The 16,806-nt window shown below is 59.0% G+C and carries 14 protein-coding genes; 7 read left to right on the top strand and 7 right to left on the bottom strand.

Translation table 11 applies throughout. The features are described from left to right. Positions 1-39 precede the first annotated feature (39 nt). Genes glf through B5520_RS11690 form a run of 4 tightly spaced genes read left to right on the top strand, consistent with a single transcriptional unit; the run spans position 40 to position 4,827 of the window. A complete protein-coding gene (gene glf / locus B5520_RS11700) occupies positions 40-1,227 on the top strand; it encodes a UDP-galactopyranose mutase (protein ID WP_079597245.1) in 1,188 nt (395 codons plus the stop codon). Continuing rightward, positions 1,224-3,203, top strand: coding sequence for a glycosyltransferase (locus B5520_RS11695; protein ID WP_104443480.1), 1,980 nt, complete (start codon positions 1,224-1,226; stop codon positions 3,201-3,203). Before glf ends, B5520_RS11695 begins: the two co-directional genes overlap by 4 nt. Then, positions 3,204-4,073: an ABC transporter permease gene (locus B5520_RS22415; RefSeq protein WP_104443479.1), complete on the top strand. Its 870-nt coding sequence runs from the start codon at positions 3,204-3,206 to the stop codon at positions 4,071-4,073. Position 4,074: 1 nt separating this feature from the next. Further along, complete coding sequence (locus tag B5520_RS11690; RefSeq protein ID WP_254865553.1) at positions 4,075-4,827, top strand: ABC transporter ATP-binding protein; 753 nt, start codon at positions 4,075-4,077, stop codon at positions 4,825-4,827. Between the two features lie 55 nt (positions 4,828-4,882). Here B5520_RS11690 and B5520_RS11685 read toward each other — a convergent pair whose 3' ends face one another. Together B5520_RS11685 and B5520_RS11680 are read right to left on the bottom strand one after the other, a co-directional pair. Next, entirely contained in the window at positions 4,883-6,520 is a 1,638-nt protein-coding gene (locus B5520_RS11685; RefSeq protein ID WP_104443478.1) for a DUF2142 domain-containing protein, read from the bottom strand. 65 nt (positions 6,521-6,585) lie between these two features. After that, positions 6,586-7,695: a substrate-binding domain-containing protein gene (locus tag B5520_RS11680; protein ID WP_079597243.1), complete on the bottom strand. Its 1,110-nt coding sequence runs from the start codon at positions 7,693-7,695 to the stop codon at positions 6,586-6,588. A gap of 197 nt (positions 7,696-7,892) precedes the next feature. Between B5520_RS11680 and B5520_RS11675 the strand changes: the two genes are divergently transcribed. Together B5520_RS11675 and B5520_RS11670 are read left to right on the top strand one after the other, a co-directional pair. Continuing rightward, on the top strand, positions 7,893-9,872 hold the full coding sequence (locus B5520_RS11675; protein WP_079597242.1) for a DUF6541 family protein: 1,980 nt from the start codon (positions 7,893-7,895) through the stop codon (positions 9,870-9,872). A 97-nt stretch (positions 9,873-9,969) separates the two neighbouring features. Further along, the gene (locus B5520_RS11670; protein ID WP_176156848.1) at positions 9,970-11,235 is read left to right on the top strand and encodes a polysaccharide biosynthesis protein; all 1,266 of its coding nucleotides are present in this window, start codon (positions 9,970-9,972) and stop codon (positions 11,233-11,235) included. On the opposite strand, the gene B5520_RS11665 is transcribed toward B5520_RS11670, so the two are convergent. Both B5520_RS11665 and B5520_RS11660 read right to left on the bottom strand, forming a co-directional pair. After that, complete coding sequence (locus B5520_RS11665) at positions 11,228-12,121, bottom strand: glycosyltransferase (protein ID WP_176156847.1); 894 nt, start codon at positions 12,119-12,121, stop codon at positions 11,228-11,230. The two genes, B5520_RS11670 and B5520_RS11665, sit on opposite strands and share 8 nt — an antisense overlap. A gap of 103 nt (positions 12,122-12,224) precedes the next feature. After that, complete coding sequence (locus B5520_RS11660; RefSeq protein WP_079597240.1) at positions 12,225-12,971, bottom strand: glycosyltransferase; 747 nt, start codon at positions 12,969-12,971, stop codon at positions 12,225-12,227. Positions 12,972-13,197: 226 nt separating this feature from the next. Here B5520_RS11660 and B5520_RS11655 point away from each other — a divergent pair, with 226 nt between their 5' ends. Next, entirely contained in the window at positions 13,198-14,079 is an 882-nt protein-coding gene (locus B5520_RS11655; RefSeq protein ID WP_079597239.1) for a glycosyltransferase family 2 protein, read from the top strand. 77 nt (positions 14,080-14,156) lie between these two features. Here the strand turns inward: B5520_RS11655 and B5520_RS11650 are convergent, their stop codons facing one another. The 3 genes from B5520_RS11650 to B5520_RS11640 are packed head-to-tail and all read right to left on the bottom strand — an operon-like array spanning position 14,157 to position 16,708. After that, positions 14,157-14,546 carry a DUF2304 domain-containing protein gene (locus B5520_RS11650; protein ID WP_079597238.1) on the bottom strand — a complete coding sequence of 130 codons (390 nt, stop codon included), beginning with the start codon at positions 14,544-14,546 and terminating at the stop codon, positions 14,157-14,159. Between the two features lie 9 nt (positions 14,547-14,555). Further along, a complete protein-coding gene (locus tag B5520_RS11645; protein ID WP_275727731.1) occupies positions 14,556-15,287 on the bottom strand; it encodes a glycosyltransferase family 2 protein in 732 nt (243 codons plus the stop codon). Then, complete coding sequence (locus B5520_RS11640) at positions 15,284-16,708, bottom strand: sugar nucleotide-binding protein (RefSeq protein WP_079597237.1); 1,425 nt, start codon at positions 16,706-16,708, stop codon at positions 15,284-15,286. The genes B5520_RS11645 and B5520_RS11640 overlap by 4 nt, the downstream gene beginning before the upstream one ends. Positions 16,709-16,806 lie beyond the last annotated feature (98 nt).

Here is a 16,806-nt window from a genome sequence, read left to right as displayed (position 1 = left end):
CGCGTCATTGCGCTGCCCGCATTCAAACCAGGAGAATTTGTGACCGCTGACCTTGTCATCGTAGGGTCTGGCTTTTTTGGCCTGACAATCGCCGAACAGGCCGCTACCGAGCTGGGCTTGAAGGTCGTTGTCATCGACCGCCGCCACCACATTGGCGGCAATGCCTACAGCGAAAAAGAAGAGCAGACCGGTATCGAGGTGCACCGCTACGGAGCACACCTGTTCCATACGTCCAACGAGCGCGTGTGGGAGTACGTGAACCGGTTCACGACGTTCACGAACTACGTCCACAAGGTATACGGCGTGCACAAGGGTGAGGTCTATTCCCTGCCCATCAACCTGGCCACTATTAACCAGTTTTTCCGTGCCAACCTGACGCCGGGCCAGGCACGGGAGCTTATCCAGGAGCAGGCGGGCGAGCTTGCCGGCACCGATCCGCAGAACCTGAATGACAAGGGCATCCAGCTGATTGGCCGCCCGCTTTATGAAGCCTTCATCAAGCATTACACCGGCAAGCAGTGGCAGACGGACCCCAAGGACCTGCCCGCCGGAATCATCTCGCGGCTGCCCGTCCGTTACAACTACGACAACCGGTACTTCAATGACAAGTACGAGGGCCTGCCCACCAACGGCTACACCGCGTGGATCGAAAAGATGGCCGAACACCCGAACATCGAAGTACGGCTCAACACGGACTTCTTCGACGAGTCGCACGAGTACAGCAAGAATAAGGTTGTAGGCAACATTCCGGTGGTGTACACCGGACCCGTTGACCGCTACTTCGATTACGCCGAGGGCGACCTCTCCTGGCGCACTATTGACTTCGAGGAAGAAGTGCTCGACATCGAGGACTTCCAGGGCACGTCAGTTGTGAACTACAACGACGACGACGTTCCCTACACCCGGGTCATCGAACCGCGCCACTTCCACCCCGAGCGTGATTACCAGACGGAGAAGACCGTCATCATGCGCGAGTTCTCACGCTTTGCGGAGAAGGGCGACGAGCCGTACTACCCCGTCAATACTTCCGCGGACAGGGAGCGCTTGCTCAAGTACCGCGATTTGGCGGCTGCTGAGAGGGACGTTCTGTTCGGCGGCAGGCTGGGGACGTACAAGTACCTGGACATGCACATGGCCATCGGCGCAGCACTGAGCATGTTCGACAACAAGATCCGGCCGCATTATGTAAGCGGCGCAAAGCTGGAAAGCGGAGGCGTGGACGCATGAACGAAGCGCAGGGCTGGTCGACCCTTCAGCGGGTGATTCTCCCTTCGCCGGACCAGCCGGACACTGTTCCTTTGTACGCGGACGCGGGCACCGCCAGCGGCATCCGGTTGAGGGAAAACGATGAGTTGGCCCGTACGCCGAAGCTGCCGGAAGAGAAGCTGCAGATGTTCAGCTCGGGCGGCCGTGAAGCCCACTTTGAGGATCTGCTCTCCAGACACTCCATGCGGGTCCGGTCAGGGGAGCAAATTTCCTTCGGCACATACTTCAACGCGTTCCCGGCGAGCTATTGGCGCCGGTGGACGTCCGTCAGGGATATCCGCCTGGTCGTCAGCACCAGAGGAACGGGAACGGTCACCGTTTACAAGTCCAATGCACGCGGGTCAGTACAGCGCGTCGCCGGACAACACGTCGACGGTGCCGCTACGTCGGTCTTTGACCTCACCCTCAAGCCATTCGGCGACGGCGGATGGTACTGGTTCGACCTGGCGGCAAGTTCCGGTGAACTTCTGCTGGAAAACGGTGAATGGCAGGCTGAGGGTGGCGAGAGTGCCAAGGGCCAGGTGACCCTTCAGATCACCACAATGAACAAACCTGATTTTTGCCTCAACAACGCCCGAATCCTCGCGGAGAATCCAGACGTTCTCAAGAACGTCAAGGAGATCCTGATAGTCGACCAGGGAACACAAAAGGTCGAAGCAGAAGATGGTTTTGCAGCCGTAAAGGAAGCGCTGGGCGACAAGCTCAGGATCATCAACCAGGCAAATCTTGGCGGATCAGGTGGCTTCGCGAGGGGCATGTACGAAGCGGTGGAGAACGGCAGCGACTATGTCCTGCTGTTGGATGACGACATTGTGGTGGAACCGGAAAGCATCGTCCGGCTGGTGACGTTCGCCGACCACTGCCGAAAGCCGACCATCGTCGGTGGCCACATGTTTGACCTCTACAACCGCAGCGTGCTCCATACGTTCGGCGAGGTAGTTGACCCCTTCCGGATTGTGCCCGCGCTGCCACACGCAGACATGGATGTGCGGCACGACTTCAGTATCGCCAACCTCCGCCAGACGGCTTGGCTGCACCGGCGTGTAGACGTGGATTACAACGGGTGGTGGATGTGCCTCATCCCCACAGAAGTAATCCGGGAAATCGGCCTGTCACTGCCGCTGTTTATCAAATGGGACGATGCCGAATACGGGTTGCGCGCGCGGGAAGCCGGGTTCGCAACGGTGTCTCTTCCCGGGGCCGCCGTTTGGCACGTCTCATGGCTCGACAAGGACGACCTCGTCGGGTGGCAGGCATACTTTCACGAACGCAACAGGCTGATCACTACCCTGATCCACAGCCCCTATCCAAAGGGCGGGCGGGTCCTGCGTGAATCCGTCCAGTCGGACGTTAAGCACCTGGTGTCGATGCAGTACTTCACGGAACACGGTCGTATCGAGGCCTTAAAGGATCTCTTTAAGGGGCCACACGTCCTCCATGAAGTGCTTGGCTTAAAGCTGCCTGAAATCAACGCGCTTAAGGCGTCCTATCCCGACGCCCAGTTGAAAGACGACGTTGACGACTTTCCCGCTCCCAAGCTGGGACGGGGGCCAATGGGAGGAACCGTCGTAGGAATGCCCAGCAAGAAGGAGCTCATACCTTGGGGCATCAAGACAGTTGCGCGGCAGCTCATCAAGGCGCCCGGACCCGAAAGTGCTGAGCGGCCCCAAGGGTATCTCGCCCACCGGGACAACCGCTGGTTCAGGGTGGCCCACTACGACAGCGTCGTAGTGTCCAATGCTGAAGGAACGGGTGCGTCCTGGTATCAGCGCGACCCGAAAAAGCTCAAGTCAATGCTGACGGAGGCAACACGCCTGCACGTGCGGCTGTTCCGGGAGTGGGACCGGCTCGCCGAACAGTACCGCAACGCCGTGTCCGAAGTCAGCTCGATGGAGTCGTGGAAAAAGACCTTTGACGCCGCAGAGGACTCAAAGTAGATGGCCGGCACCACAAACGATATGATTCGCCCTGGCCAGGGGCGCGGCCTGCTTGACGTTTACGACCACCGCTTCCTGCTCAAGCTGTTGGTGCGTAAAGAGATCAAGGTGCGGTACCGCGGCTCGGTCTTGGGACTGCTGTGGTCTTACGTCAAGCCACTGATGCAGTTCCTGATATATTTCGTGGCCTTGGGGATCTTCCTCAACCTTCAGCGGGGGACTCCCAACTACGCTATCTATCTGTTTGCGGGCATTGTCCTGGTGAACTTCTTCACGGAATCGTTGGGTAACGCCACAAGATCCATCGTCGACAACCGCGACCTTATCCGGAAAATTTACTTGCCCCGTGAACTCTTCCCGGTTGCGACGGTGTGGGTTTCGGCGGCGCATTTCCTGCCTCAGCTGGTAGTGCTGATGGGTGCTTGCCTCATTGCGGGATGGACCCCGTCCCTCCTCCAGCTCGCCGCCGCCATCCTGGCCTTCATATTGGTTTCCGTCCTTGCTACAGGGCTTGGCCTTCTGTTCAGCGCCGCCAATGTGTACTTCCGTGATTCGGAAAATATCGTCGATATGATCCTCATGGTGGTTACATGGGCGTCCCCGGTGCTCTACGTCTGGACGATGGTGCAGGACGTCATGGGCTCGTGGTACTGGGTTTACCAGCTCAACCCCATGACTGTGGCCGTCGAAATTTTCCACTGGGCATTCTGGTTCCCCACCTTGAAGGAGGACCAGGTGGGACTTGCATCGATGCCGCCAGACCTCATGACCGTATGGCTTCCGGTCGCCTACCTTATTTCCATCGCTGTGTTGTTCGTGGGCCAGCTGGCCTTCCGCCGCTCGGCCGTCCATTTTGCACAGGAGCTTTAACGTGACTGCACGAGGCGATGTCGCCATCAGCTGCAAAAAACTGCGGAAGCAGTTCGTCCTACGGCACACCCGGTCAATGAAAGAGGCTGTCGTCTGGCTGGTCAAGGGACGGAAGGGTGACCTGTCCAAGAAATTCATGGCACTGACTGACGTGTCCCTCGATGTTCAGCAGGGTGAAACAGTTGCCCTGCTAGGGCTCAACGGCAGCGGAAAGTCGACGCTCCTCAAGCTCATCTCGGGCGTTCTCCAGCCCGACGGCGGGACAGTTCACACGCGCGGGCGAGTCGCCGGACTTATTGAGGTGGGAGCGGGCTTCCACCATGACCTCAGTGGCCGGGACAACGTGTACCTTAATGGCGCGATCTTGGGCATGAGCGAGAGCCAGATCGACGAGATGTTCGATTCCATCGTTGAATTCTCTGAGATTGGTGAATTCATCGACACTGAAGTCAAGTTCTACTCGTCCGGTATGTATCTCCGGCTCGCATTCTCCATCGCCGTACACACTGACCCGGAAGTGTTCCTCATAGATGAGATCCTGGCTGTGGGCGATGAGCCATTCCAGCGGAAATGCATCGCCAAGATCAAGGAATTGTCCGACAAGGGTAAGACCCTCTTTGTAGTCAGCCACGACCTTGACCTGGTTTCCACCGTCTGTGAGCGGGGAATCCTCCTTGAACACGGCGAAGTCATCATGGACGGCGAGGTCCACGAAGTCGTCTCGGAACTCAGGGCGCGCACCGCGACGGCCTGATGCCCCAACTGCAGCGCCTCCTGCGAGACGTGCAGCTGGGGCCGGCGGGAAACTTTTACGACCTGGAGTGGGAGTCCGCAGCGGTCTTGGCTGGCAATGGTTCAGCAGGCACGGCAACCGGCCAGCGCTTCGTGGAGGACGTCCGAGACGGCCATTTCAAGAGTGCGCAGCCCGGGAAGACGTAACCGTAGAGGCAGTGAGCTGCAAATGCCACCAAGGCGACGTAAGCCACGCACAGCGCCAGCCACCCGAGGGGCGGCTGCCACCCGGGATTGGTAATCATGATCTGCCAGTTGGCCAGCTCGCGAATACCCACTACATAGCGCCGCAGAATATATGCAAAGGCCAGCCCGTGGGCGAAAACCCCGGCCAACAGTACAACGCGTCCGACTGACTTCGCCGGCTCCGTTTGGCTGATCCGCAAATGCCTGACAGCGATCCCGGCGGCGATCAGGAGCACCAGGAAAAGGGGAAGGTTGTAGCGGCCCTGCCAAATAAATCCCATGGTTGCCACTACTTGAGCCTGGAGGACTGCGGGAACGATCAGCAGGAGTGCAAGGGCGATCCAATATCCTGCGGTGCGGCGCCATGGACGGACGGCCAGCGGCAACAGGAGCGCGACCACAATCAGGAAGCTCCAGAACATCTGGACAGCATCAGGCAGGCGGCTGTCCAGCCAACCCATAACGCCAACGTATTGGGGGAAGAAGCCGAAGAATCTGTCCAGCATGGTAACGAAGCCCTGGTCGGCACGTACGCCGGGAAGGGGGTTGATGATCCCAATAGGCGCAACGCCAGCCGAAGCCGGGGCGTTAAGCATCAGCAGAATCCATGTGATGCCGAGCAGGACCCCCGGAACCGTCGCCGCAACCGCAAGGAGGACGTACTTGTTTTGGAAGGCCGTGATGATCGACCGGCGCTGGTAGAAGGACAGCCCGACAATGAGAGCGCACAACAGCCATACCAGCGACACCTGACGGGTATTGGCGAGGATCGCTGACGCTGCCACGACCGTCATGACCGCAGGCTTGATGGCCTGTGGCCTGTGGGCATTGTCCAAAAGGACAATGAAGCCACAAAAGGCTGCCATTGTCGCTGCAACTTCGAGGGAGTTCGGATTGATTCCAGACCCCAGGAACAGGACCATGGGCGTCATGCTGACGCTGGCCAGGACGACGGGTATCTGTGGCCGGAGGAATCTTGACAGGGCAGTGAACCCGGCCGCCAGGAAAACTGCTGTAAGGACTGAGCTGACGATGCGCATCGTGTAGAGGGCGGGAGCTCCACTGAGCCACAGGCTTGGCAGCCCAACAATCCAGTAGTACATGGGATTGTAAGTTCCAGCTGTCGTGACGCCGATAGTCTCGTACGTATCGCTTGCGGGGATGGGCGGTGCGCATCCCGCTGACGTGTCCGGCCGGAATTTGTAGCATCTCTGGGCATCGAGATTGGCGATGTACGCCGGCACCTTCACATGGACCCCGTGTCCGAAGGACGATCCCTCCTGGACAGTTATCTGACCCCTTACTACTGCAGCGGCCTTAATCGTGTGGGCCGGCTCGTCCGGGAATGCCATAAGTGGTGTGGCCAAAGCCCACAGGGAAATAAGGAGCGCAAAGAGTCCGAAAAGCTGGAAGAACAGCTTTCGGCCGCTTTTCAATGCAGGTTGGGCCTTCGAACCGGCGACTTCCATTTGATGAAGGTGGATGGTGGTCTCACTTGTTCGTTGTGCACTGCCCGAGGGGTGCGTCAATCCGCTCACTCAGTTCCCTCCACGATTGCGGCAATCAGCTTTTTGGCTTGATCCGACGTTTTACTGTTTGGTGGCAAAGCGCTGGCGAAAATGTTGGCGTTTCGCTGACCAGTCTCACTGAAGATTGCTTCCCCCCAGGAGCTGACAAGCTTCGCGATTTCCACGTGCGGGTACTCCCGGCACAACACCACGTATTCCTTCACAGCCAATGCGTATCCAGCCTTGCCGTCGAGTTCCTGCTCGAGGGCGCCAGGTGCCGTACTGGCCGTATTTCCTGCTTCGATGGCGGCGAGGACTGAGTCCGGCGAGAATGACTGGTACGTTCCATCGAATTGCAACGAGGCGGTCGAAAAGCGCGACCCGATGATGCCACGTTCAAAGACTGCCAGCCCGCCCACTGTATCGTCGAGGTCTGACGCGATTGCGATCGGCTTCGTGTCCACTTTTACATCCACTGATTCAGGCCACTCGGCAGAAATCCCGAAGCCCCATTCGCTGCCTGCCTCTTTTGACAGGTACTCGGTCACGGCCTCCGTGACGTCCTGGTCATCGTCAGACAGCAAAGGTGTAATTTCGATGTCGGGCAGATCCAGCCCCGGATTCTCCTGGGCGATCCGCGGGTCATTCCAACGGGTGATCTCCCTAAGCAGGATGCCGGACAGGATGCCCGCGTTGAGTTTTACGTTCCGGATTCCGGGGAGGTTGTAAGCTACGCCGACCGGGAGCACGGCCGCCGGAAGGATGAGTGGTCCGGACGGGCCGCAGAGTTGTCCGCTGGAAGCTGGCAGCTCCACAGATCCTGGCATCGTCGACGTAGCGAAGTGCGTCTGTTCCCGTGCCAAGGCGTCTATCCCGGTTGTGCCCCCGTCGGGGGAGAAAGCCACGGATACTGCTGGGTTCGGCCCCCTCCAGCCTTCCTGCCATGCAGCGACGAGCGCACTCATTGAGCCGTTCCCGACGCCCACCAGGCTGCCCCTTAGCGCATCATCGCTGACGGCGGGCGGTGGTGCCGTGCATGCTGTTGTGGTCAAGACAGTTGCCAAAACGGCGATGCCGCAGAGGCCCAGCGGGGATGTAATTCTTGGCTGTGTTATCTTCTTGTCTCGACGTTTCACGTGCCTAGCCTACGCGGCCAGGAGGGCACGGCGTTATTCCGGCAGAGCCACACGGCGGGCGGGTCCAGTCACTGCACTGCGGCTATTTTGGGCCTCAGCCTTGCTCGTCAAGTAGAATCGCTGAGGTCAGGGAGCCTCCTTGCCGCGGCAAGTTGCGAGGCAGCCTACTACAGCCGCCGTCAACAGTAAGGTTTTGTATGTCCTGGTGGTCGGAGGCGCCAGCGTTCTTTGCTGCTTTGACGCTGCTGTTCGTCCCCGGCGCTGTTGTGGCCTGGGTGGCTGGAGTCCGCGGTTTCCTTTTGTATGCGTCAGCGCCCACGCTGAGCCTCTCGCTTGTGGCTTCCGCCGCAATAGTCGCTCCAGTTGTCGGACTTGATTGGTCCGCTCTCGCTCTTGCGGCTGCAACGGCAGCGGCGCTTGTTGTGGTGCTGACGGCACGCAAGACCTTGTTGTGGAAGATCCCCGCACTGTCGGAAAAGGCCGGTGTGGGTTACCGCAGGGCAGTCAGCCTGGGTTTGATTATCGCCGCGGTACTGGTGGCCGTCCGGATGATGGGCGCGATAGCCCAGCCGGACGCCTTGTCCCAGACATTCGACAACGTGTTTCACATGAATGCAGTTCAATTCATCCTCGATCACCGCTCGGGATCGTCCTTTTCGGTTGGCGACATGACGGGGGGAGGCTTTTACCCCGCCGCTTGGCACGATCTTGTCTCGCTCCTGAGCCAGCTCACTGGGGCAAGCATCCCTGTGGCCGCGAATGTCATTAACGTCTGTGTAGGGGCTGTTGTCTGGCCGGCCGGTTGCGTCTACTTGGCGCAGGTGACTGTGGGGAGCCGTCCCGCTGCGGTCATTGCTGCCGGCGTGCTTTCCGCAGCGTTCGGCGCCTATCCGCTTCTCATGGTGGACTTTGGAGTCCTTTACCCCAACTTTCTCGCCCTGGCTCTGCTTCCCTTCGTGTGGGCCCTCGGCATCCAGGCGTTCCGGTTTTCGGCAGATGGTCCCGCGCAGCCCTGCGCAATGTGGTTTCTCTTCCTGGCGACGCTGCCGGGGCTGGCACTTTCGCATCCCAGCGGCGTCTTGACACTTTTGCCGTTGCTTGCCGCTGCCGCGGTCATCTGCTGGTGGCAGTGGAATTTCCGCTGCACGCCCCGAAGTGGAATTTGGCGCTGGGGTGCCGCGAGGGTGGTGCTGCTCGTTGCAGCGGGAGCGGTTTGCGTTGCGCTGTGGAAGGTCGTCAGGCCACCTGAAGCGGCGGCAACATGGCCGCCGGTCGCCACATGGACGGACGCGATTTGGGACTTCGTCAGCAGTTCAGGCATCGACCGGCCGGAATCATGGGCAGTTATGGCATTGGCAATGGTGGGGCTCGGCGTGGCTGCCAGGAGCAAGCGCTATTGGCTTCTGGGCGCGTATGCTGCTGTCGCGATCCTGTTTTTCATGGCCGTAGCAGGCCGGCCTGGCCGGATCCGAACGTTCCTTACCGGGGTCTGGTACAACGACCCGCAACGCCTTGCCGCGATAGTCCCCATCGTTCTTCTGCCCATAGCCGTTCTGGGTGCCGCGTTCTGTTGGGATGGCCTGAAGCGCCTGCTCGTGAAAACACGCCGGAAAAGAATCCGGATCAAGGACTACGGTAGTCCCGCGCTGACCATCGGGGTGACTTCTGTTGCTGCAGTCGTGGCGGTCTCGACACTTATAGCAGTGACGCAGCAGGAGAACCTGGACGCTGCTCAAACGTCAGCTGCGCGCAACTATGCGATGGGTTCGGATGCACCCCTTTTGGACTCAGAGGAGATGGCCATATTGGAGCGCGTCCGGGAAGAAGTGCCGCCGGACGCTGTGGTGGTCGGTAATCCCTGGACCGGCAGTTCGCTGGCATACGCCCTTTCCCAGCGCCAAACCCTCCAGCCGCACATTCTTGGCGCCGTTTCGGACGAGGCCCTGTACGTCTTTGCGCACCTCAACATGGCTGCCGTTGATACAGCCGTGTGTGCAGCCGTTCGTGATCTTGAGGCGGAATATGTTTTGGATTTTGGCGACCGCCAAGTTAACAACGGTGAAGGACGAACCATTGACTACCAAGGGCTCGATAATTTGAAAGAAAGCGGTGTTGCGGAGGTTGTGGATTCACAGGACGGAGCGACACTCTACCGCATCACGGCTTGCGGGATTTGATTTTGCCATGCTCTTGGACAAGCGGGGAGAAGAAACTGAACAGCGGAGTTTGCAGCAGTCCTTGGGGCGAATTCATGAACATTGAGGTCCATCCACTATGAAAACCGTGATTATCCGGCTGCTGGGCTTCACAGGGCTGCCTCTGCTGTCTCTAGTGACACCCTTTTTGTTGCTTCCCATTCTTGCGCGCCTGGTCGGTGAGGTGGGCTGGTCCAGCCTGCTGGCCGGCCAAACCATCGGCACTTTCGGAGCGACAGTGATCAGCTGGGGATGGAACATCCAGGGTCCCGTTCAAATTGCGCAAAACCCGTCACCGGCATTCCGCGCGGAGCTCTATCGCGAGAGCATCAGGACTCGCTTGGTGCTGACCCTCGTGGTCTTACCAGTGGTGTCGTTTCTCGCCGCATTCCTCGCTGTCCCTGAGCTGAGACTCGAAGCGGTCGCGATGTCATGGACCACTGCATTAGGGGGACTGTCCGTAGCCTGGTACTGCATTGGGGTGGGTCAGCCGTCCCTGCTGGCGAAGTTCGACACGGTCCCGCGGGTTGTTGCCACGCTTATCGCCATACCCGTTGTGCTGGCCACCGGGTTCATCTGGCTTTACGGAGTCCTTTTGGTCTTGGCCGTGGCAATAAGCATGTTCGTGTTCCAGCGGTGGGCCGTTCCGCGCGGCCGGAATACTTTCACACACTGGCGGGCGACGACCGGCATACTGAAGTCGCAGATGGCTTCCGCCGGCATCGGCGCTTCCGGAAATACCTACGCCGCGACGCCGCTCCCCATCGCGCAGGCGTCCGTGGATCCGGCCACCGCAGGACAGTTCGGCTCGGCTGATACTGTTTACCGCTTTGGCCTCTTCTCGGTAATGGCGTTGGGAAACACCTTCCAGGGCTGGGTCCTTGAACTAGGAGACTCTTCCGAACGCCGGAGACATCTGCTTGCGATATGGTCCCATGCTGCCCTGGGCACTGTTGGCGGCGGGTTGCTGGCACTGCTGGGACCGTGGGCAACCGAGATCCTTTTTGGCGCCCCTGTACGGGCCACCCAATTGACCTGTCTTTTCTATGGACTCGCCTTCTTCTTCATCTCCGCCGCCTCGCCCTTCACAAGGAATCTGCTCATACCATTCGGTGGCGAAAGACTGATTCTGGTGTGGACAGCCGTCTCTGCTGTTCTTGGGGTGGGAACCATGGTGGCAGCAGGGACAGGCAACTGGGCGGAGGGCATAGCCCTAGGCATGGCATGCAGCGAGGCGCTGCTCTTTGTCGCACTGGTTTTGCCGGGTCTTCGGAGGCTGAACAACCTTGAAAAGTACCGGATGGGTGACCGGGATGAACCCCGCACCCCGTTGAAGGCTACCTAAGCCGTTCGGCCAGCCGCGGATCGATTTTTCCCATGCGGTTTATAAGTCCGTCCCGCAAACCGTAAAGGAAACCGATAAGGTGCTTCCTTCGGTTGGGACCATAAACGAATCGCACCGCGTGGCTTTGGAGCTCCATATACAGGCGGCGGAGGATCCATTTCGGTTGGCTAAGCGCATACCGCCGCATCAATACGAAAGAGTTCCGGGTGATGTAGTACACGCGGAATGGCGAGTGGTAATGCACACTCAGTTTCTTCTCGCCGATGCGTGCATGCCAGCCCAGGATCTTCAGCGGCCTGGCGTCCCCCAACGAATGCGCAAGGTTGCTGCCTGCACTGGCGAGAGCCCGGAAACCGGCTTCCCTGACGCGGGCATTAAATTCTGAATCCACGCAGTCGATAAAGAAGTCCTCGTCGAGATACCCCACCCTGTCAAGCACGGATGTCTTGATGAGAGTGCCTGACTGCATTGGGTCGAAGACCTCCGGCTCGTCTGACGTACCAAGCAGCGGCATCCTGATGTTGTTGTGGAACTGGGGGGCAACGAGCCCAACCGTCTGCGGGCTACTCGACGACCTGGCAACCTCGAGAGCGTCCTCAACGTAGTTTCCGGTAAAGCGGGAATCCTGATCCATGGTGATTAACCACTCGGGTTCCCATAGTTCGCGTGCGCGCTTCATTCCGGCATTAAGCGCGGCAGCGATACCGCAATTTTCCGGCAGCCGGAGGACTCTCGCGCCTGTGGCCTCTACATCCGAAAGAATTTCCGACACATCGGTGGGTGACCCGTCGTCGACAACAATAACGTGTTCGACATACCTCTTGAGCGAAGCCACGTTCTCTACAAGTTCTTTGGTGGGGGAGTATGCGGAGACGACTGCCGCCACATCACGTCCGTTAGGAGTCAGGAGCAATTTCGATGCCGTCCCTTTGCTCGGGTTGGGTGCAGTGATTATTAATTCCAATGCCCCCAAAAAAGTTGTACATGGGCTAGTTGAAGACGGTCCTGCGCACGGCGATGACGAGGTTTCGAAGAAAGTCCCATCGTGCGGCGAAGATCTTCCCCGCACTTCGGATTCCTTGCGGGGTCAGATTTTGCCCATGAAGCCGGTGAAGGATGGTGTCCTCTTCCAAGTAACGGATCGAACGGTTGACGATGCCCACCATCGCAATCCACTGGTCGTGGGACTCCCTCATGTGCGGGGGAAAGGGCAGGATTTTTCTCAGCATCTCCTGGCGGAATGCCATTGCGCAGCCCCAATGCAGCCGATAGCCCACGACGATGCCGATGAGGTTACGCAAAGTGTGCGTGGAGTCTTGGGGCCGAAGCCTGATTCGGTGGAACCGGCCGAGGGGGCCGTCGAAATGTTTGCAATTGCTGACGACCATGGCCGCGTCTTGGAGGCCTGCAATCATCTGTTCGGCGCGGCCTGGAATCCAGATATCATCCTGGTCCGAGAGGAAAACGTACTCGCCGTTCGCTTCGGAAAGAGCTTTTTCAAACGTGCGCACGTACCCGGCGTTAGTTGCGGCGGCGATTAACCGGATTCGCTGATCGCCGATTCCTTTGATGACGTTCCTGGTGTCGTCTGTGGAACAGTCATCGATGATGACCAGTTCATCGGTTGAGGACAGCTCCGCAAGAATGGATTCGATCTGCTCCCTGATATGCCTTGCGCCGTTGTAGGCGGCCATGCAGACGCTGATGCGCGGAAGGGCTGTCGGTAGGGGTTCCATAAAGTGCGGAATATCGCTTTCAGAATGTACCCGCTCAGTCGTGTCGAGCGGGGCTTGATCAAACGAAGAACAGTCTAGCAAAGGGCCCAAGGAGCCGGGGGACGGCCCTCCTGGCCTATAATCAAACCGACGATGATCGCGCCAGGCCTTGCCCAAATGTTGGCTGCCTGGGCGTCGCAGGGGCCTTCAGAGCGCCGGCGAAAACCACGGAAGGAACCTCAGGTCCATGACCGTTGACGTAATGTTGCCGTACTACGGCGATGTCCATCAAATGAAGCTCGCCGCCCGCAGCGTAATGAATCAGGAGAACCAGGACTGGCGGCTTGTTGTCATCGACGACGGGTATCCGGATCCGGAACCGGAACGCTGGTTTTCAACGATCACCGACCCTCGCGTAACGTACCTGAAAAATGAGGAAAATCTTGGTGCCAACGGTAACTACCGCAAGGCGCTGACTCTGGTCGAAGCACCCTACGTCGTCATCATGGGTGCCGATGACATCATGCTTCCGAATTACCTTGACGTGGTCGTAAGTGCCTTTGAGGAATATCCCAGAGCCGATGTGGTTCAGCCAGGCGTACAGGTGATAGACGAACAGGGCATTGCCTGCACTCCGCTGGTGGATGCCGTGAAGAAGGTTTACGCCCCCAAGACGAGTGAGCGCATTGAGCTCAAAGGGGAGGTCATGGCCACAAGCCTGGTCCGCGCGGACTGGGCTTACTTCCCTTCACTTGCCTGGCGCTCCGAGACGGTCAAGCGTATCGGCTTCACCGAGGGACTGGACGTCGTCCAGGATCTGGCTCTTTTGCTGGACATAGCGGCGGAGCACGGTTCGATGATTGTTGATCCCGTACTGGCATTTCTCTATCGGCGGCACTCGGCATCGGACTCCTCAGTGCGTGCACTGGACGGCAGGCGTTTTGACGAGGAGCGGCAGTTTTTCCAGCAGCAGGCCGAGCGCTTCAGCAGCTTGGGCTGGAAGGGTGCGTCGCGGGCCGCGAGTTTTCACACAACATCGCGCCTTAACGCCGCCTCCCTGATCTTGAAGTCGGTCGGAAAAGGCAAATTCGATTCACTGCCGAGGCTGGCAAAGCACATCTTCAGCTAGCAACGGATACAAAAAAGGACGCCCCGGGGCGTCCTTTTTTGTATCGGTTGCCGCCACCGGCCAGCAGTGGCAACGGGTCATGGGTTTTGAGGCCCCGGGTCACTTCCCTGGCCGGGCTTTACCTCGAGCTGACTCCGGATGTCAGCGAGATCAGCCCTGAGCAGCGCCAGTTCCTCGCAAAGGATTCGCACCTCGTCTTCAGCCTGTGACTGTTCCCTGGAGAGATGAAGGCAGACACCCACCAAAAGGATCAGTGTCATGATGAAAAGGAGGTTTGCCGGCACCTGAATGCCGATAAGCCCGCTGGCTTCCTCCAGGAGAGAAGGGAAGGCAGAAAGTAGAAGAGTGCCGATGCCGATGACAATCCACAGGACGGCGTACTTCTCGCGAAGTTTCTGTCGGCGGAGCATTTCAAACACAAAGAAAAGGATCGCCACGACGACGATGGAGCCCATAAGGAGCGACATGTTGGATTCCTAGTTGGTGGACGGCTCGGTTTTCTTCCGCGTCAGAGCGAACAGCAAGGCCATTCCTGAGCGTCCGAGGTAGATGGCTGCCTTCATTGGGTCGTGGCTTGGGGTTCCGCCCTGGCGGGCGCGCATCGAGACCGCCACTTGCCTGACAGTGCATCCTGAACGGATGGCGACGACCAACGAGTCGATGGTATCCCCGAGGTACTCGGCCGGGTAGTGGTCAACATATTGGCGGATCGCTTTGATGTTGGCTGCCCGGAACCCCGACGTAACGTCAGTTAAAGGGGTACCTGCAATACGGGAAATCGTCCACGCCAATACCTTCATGGCCCACTTCCTGGGGCCGCGTACGGTGTAGTTTCCCTTGTCTGCGAAGCGGGCTCCGATAGCAATGTCAGCGTGCTGAAGGCCGTCCAGCACAGCCTTGATGTCCCGCGGATCGTGCTGCCCGTCGGCATCAACCTGTATGACCTGCTTGTAGCCATGACTTTTGGCATACTTGAAGCCGGTGCGCATAGCGCCTCCGACACCCATGTTGAACGGCAGTTGCAGTACGGTTGCTCCCGCCTCACGGGCCACCCGCGCAGTGCCGTCACGTGATCCGTCGTCTACTACCAGGACATCGCATGGCGGGCCGAATTCAAACACTTCCCGGATGGTGTTTCCAATGGATTCTGACTCATTCCAGGCAGGCATGATGACGAGAGTGTCAGGGTGACGGGCGGGTGCTGTCACTGATCGATCAGTCCATTCTTTACGTAGGACTCCAAGCGGATGTTCGACAACGGCGGCTCAAATCCGGTGGACTTGATTTTTGTCAGGTCCAGGACGCTGTTCAGCGGTCGCGGTGCCGCTTCTTTTCCTTTGAAGTAGTCAGCGGTGCTGACTCCGGTGACAGCAGTCCGTGCCTTGCCGCACAACTCATACACGTCCGCAGCGAGTTCTGCCCAGGACTGGGGCTCGCCGTCACTGCTGAGGTTATACGTCCCGTACTCTGCACCGGACTCAAGCAGATGACGGATGCCCGCAGCGATATCTTCGGTGAAGCTCAGCCGGCCAACTTGATCATTGACAACCGAGGGCTCGATGCCACGGTCGGCCAGGGACGCCATGGTGCGCACAAAGTTGTTGCCTTCACCGATGACCCAGCTGGTGCGGACGATGTAGTGGCGGGGAACGACGTCCACGATCGCATCACCGGCGGCTTTGCTCTGGCCATACACCCCCAGCGGGGTGAGGGGCTCCTCCTCATCATGGAGGTTCCGGGCGCCGTCGAAGACGTAGTCGGACGAGACGTGGACCAGCGTCAGGTCATACTCGACAGCGATCCGGGCCAACCGGGATACCGCTGTGACATTGACCGCCCAGGCGGCGGCGCGGCCCTGCTGGGTCTCGGCGGCATCGACGGCCGTGTAGGCAGCCGCGTTGATGATGGTTGAGTAGTTTTTCCAGTTGCGGTCCTTGAAGGAGTCCGGATTGTCCAAATCGAACTCTGCGCGGCCGGCAAACTCGACCGATCCGTCGCCCTCATAAAGGTTGCGCAGGGCTTTACCCAATTGTCCGTTTGCACCGACCACCAGGATTTTTTTGGCGGGCATGGGCACCACGTCGGCCAGGCGCGGGTGGGCCTTGTCCTTGTCCGACAGCTCTGCCTGGCCCAACGGAATGGGCCACTGGATGGCCGCGGTTTCATCGGCGAGATTCAGGAAGGTGTACTGGCCTTGGGCGTCAGCTGACCAATGATCATTCACGAGGTAGGTGTAAGCCGTGTTGTCCTCAAGGGTCTGGAATGCGTTGCCCACGCCACGGGGGATGAAAATTGCCTGGCTGGCGTCCAGCTCCGCAGTGAAGACAGCACCGAAAGAGGGACCCTGACGAAGATCCACCCAGGCGCCAAAGATCCTGCCGGTGGCGACAGAGATGAACTTGTCCCAGGGTTCCGCGTGGATTCCGCGGGTGGTTCCTGCCTTTTCGTTAAACGAAATGTTGTTCTGGACAGGGCGGAAATCCGGCAGCCCCAAGGCAACCATTTTCTCCCGCTGCCAGTTCTCCTTGAACCAGCCCCGGTTGTCGCCATGTACCGGAAGGTCATAAAGGACGACGCCGGGAATCGGGGTTTCGTGGGCAGAAAGCTTTTTCGAAAACTCCAGAGACATGGACTACTGGCCCTGTTCCTTGTATTTGGCTTCGGTGGCTGCTTTCTGCGGCCGCCACCATTCTTCGTTGTCGCGGTACCAGGCGATGGTGTCCTCGA

Origin of the sequence: Arthrobacter sp. P2b (assembly GCF_900168295.1) — a bacterium.
Lineage (GTDB): Bacteria > Actinomycetota > Actinomycetes > Actinomycetales > Micrococcaceae > Arthrobacter.
Note: the sequence above shows the minus strand (reverse complement) of the source record. Positions and strands in the feature narration are given on the sequence as shown.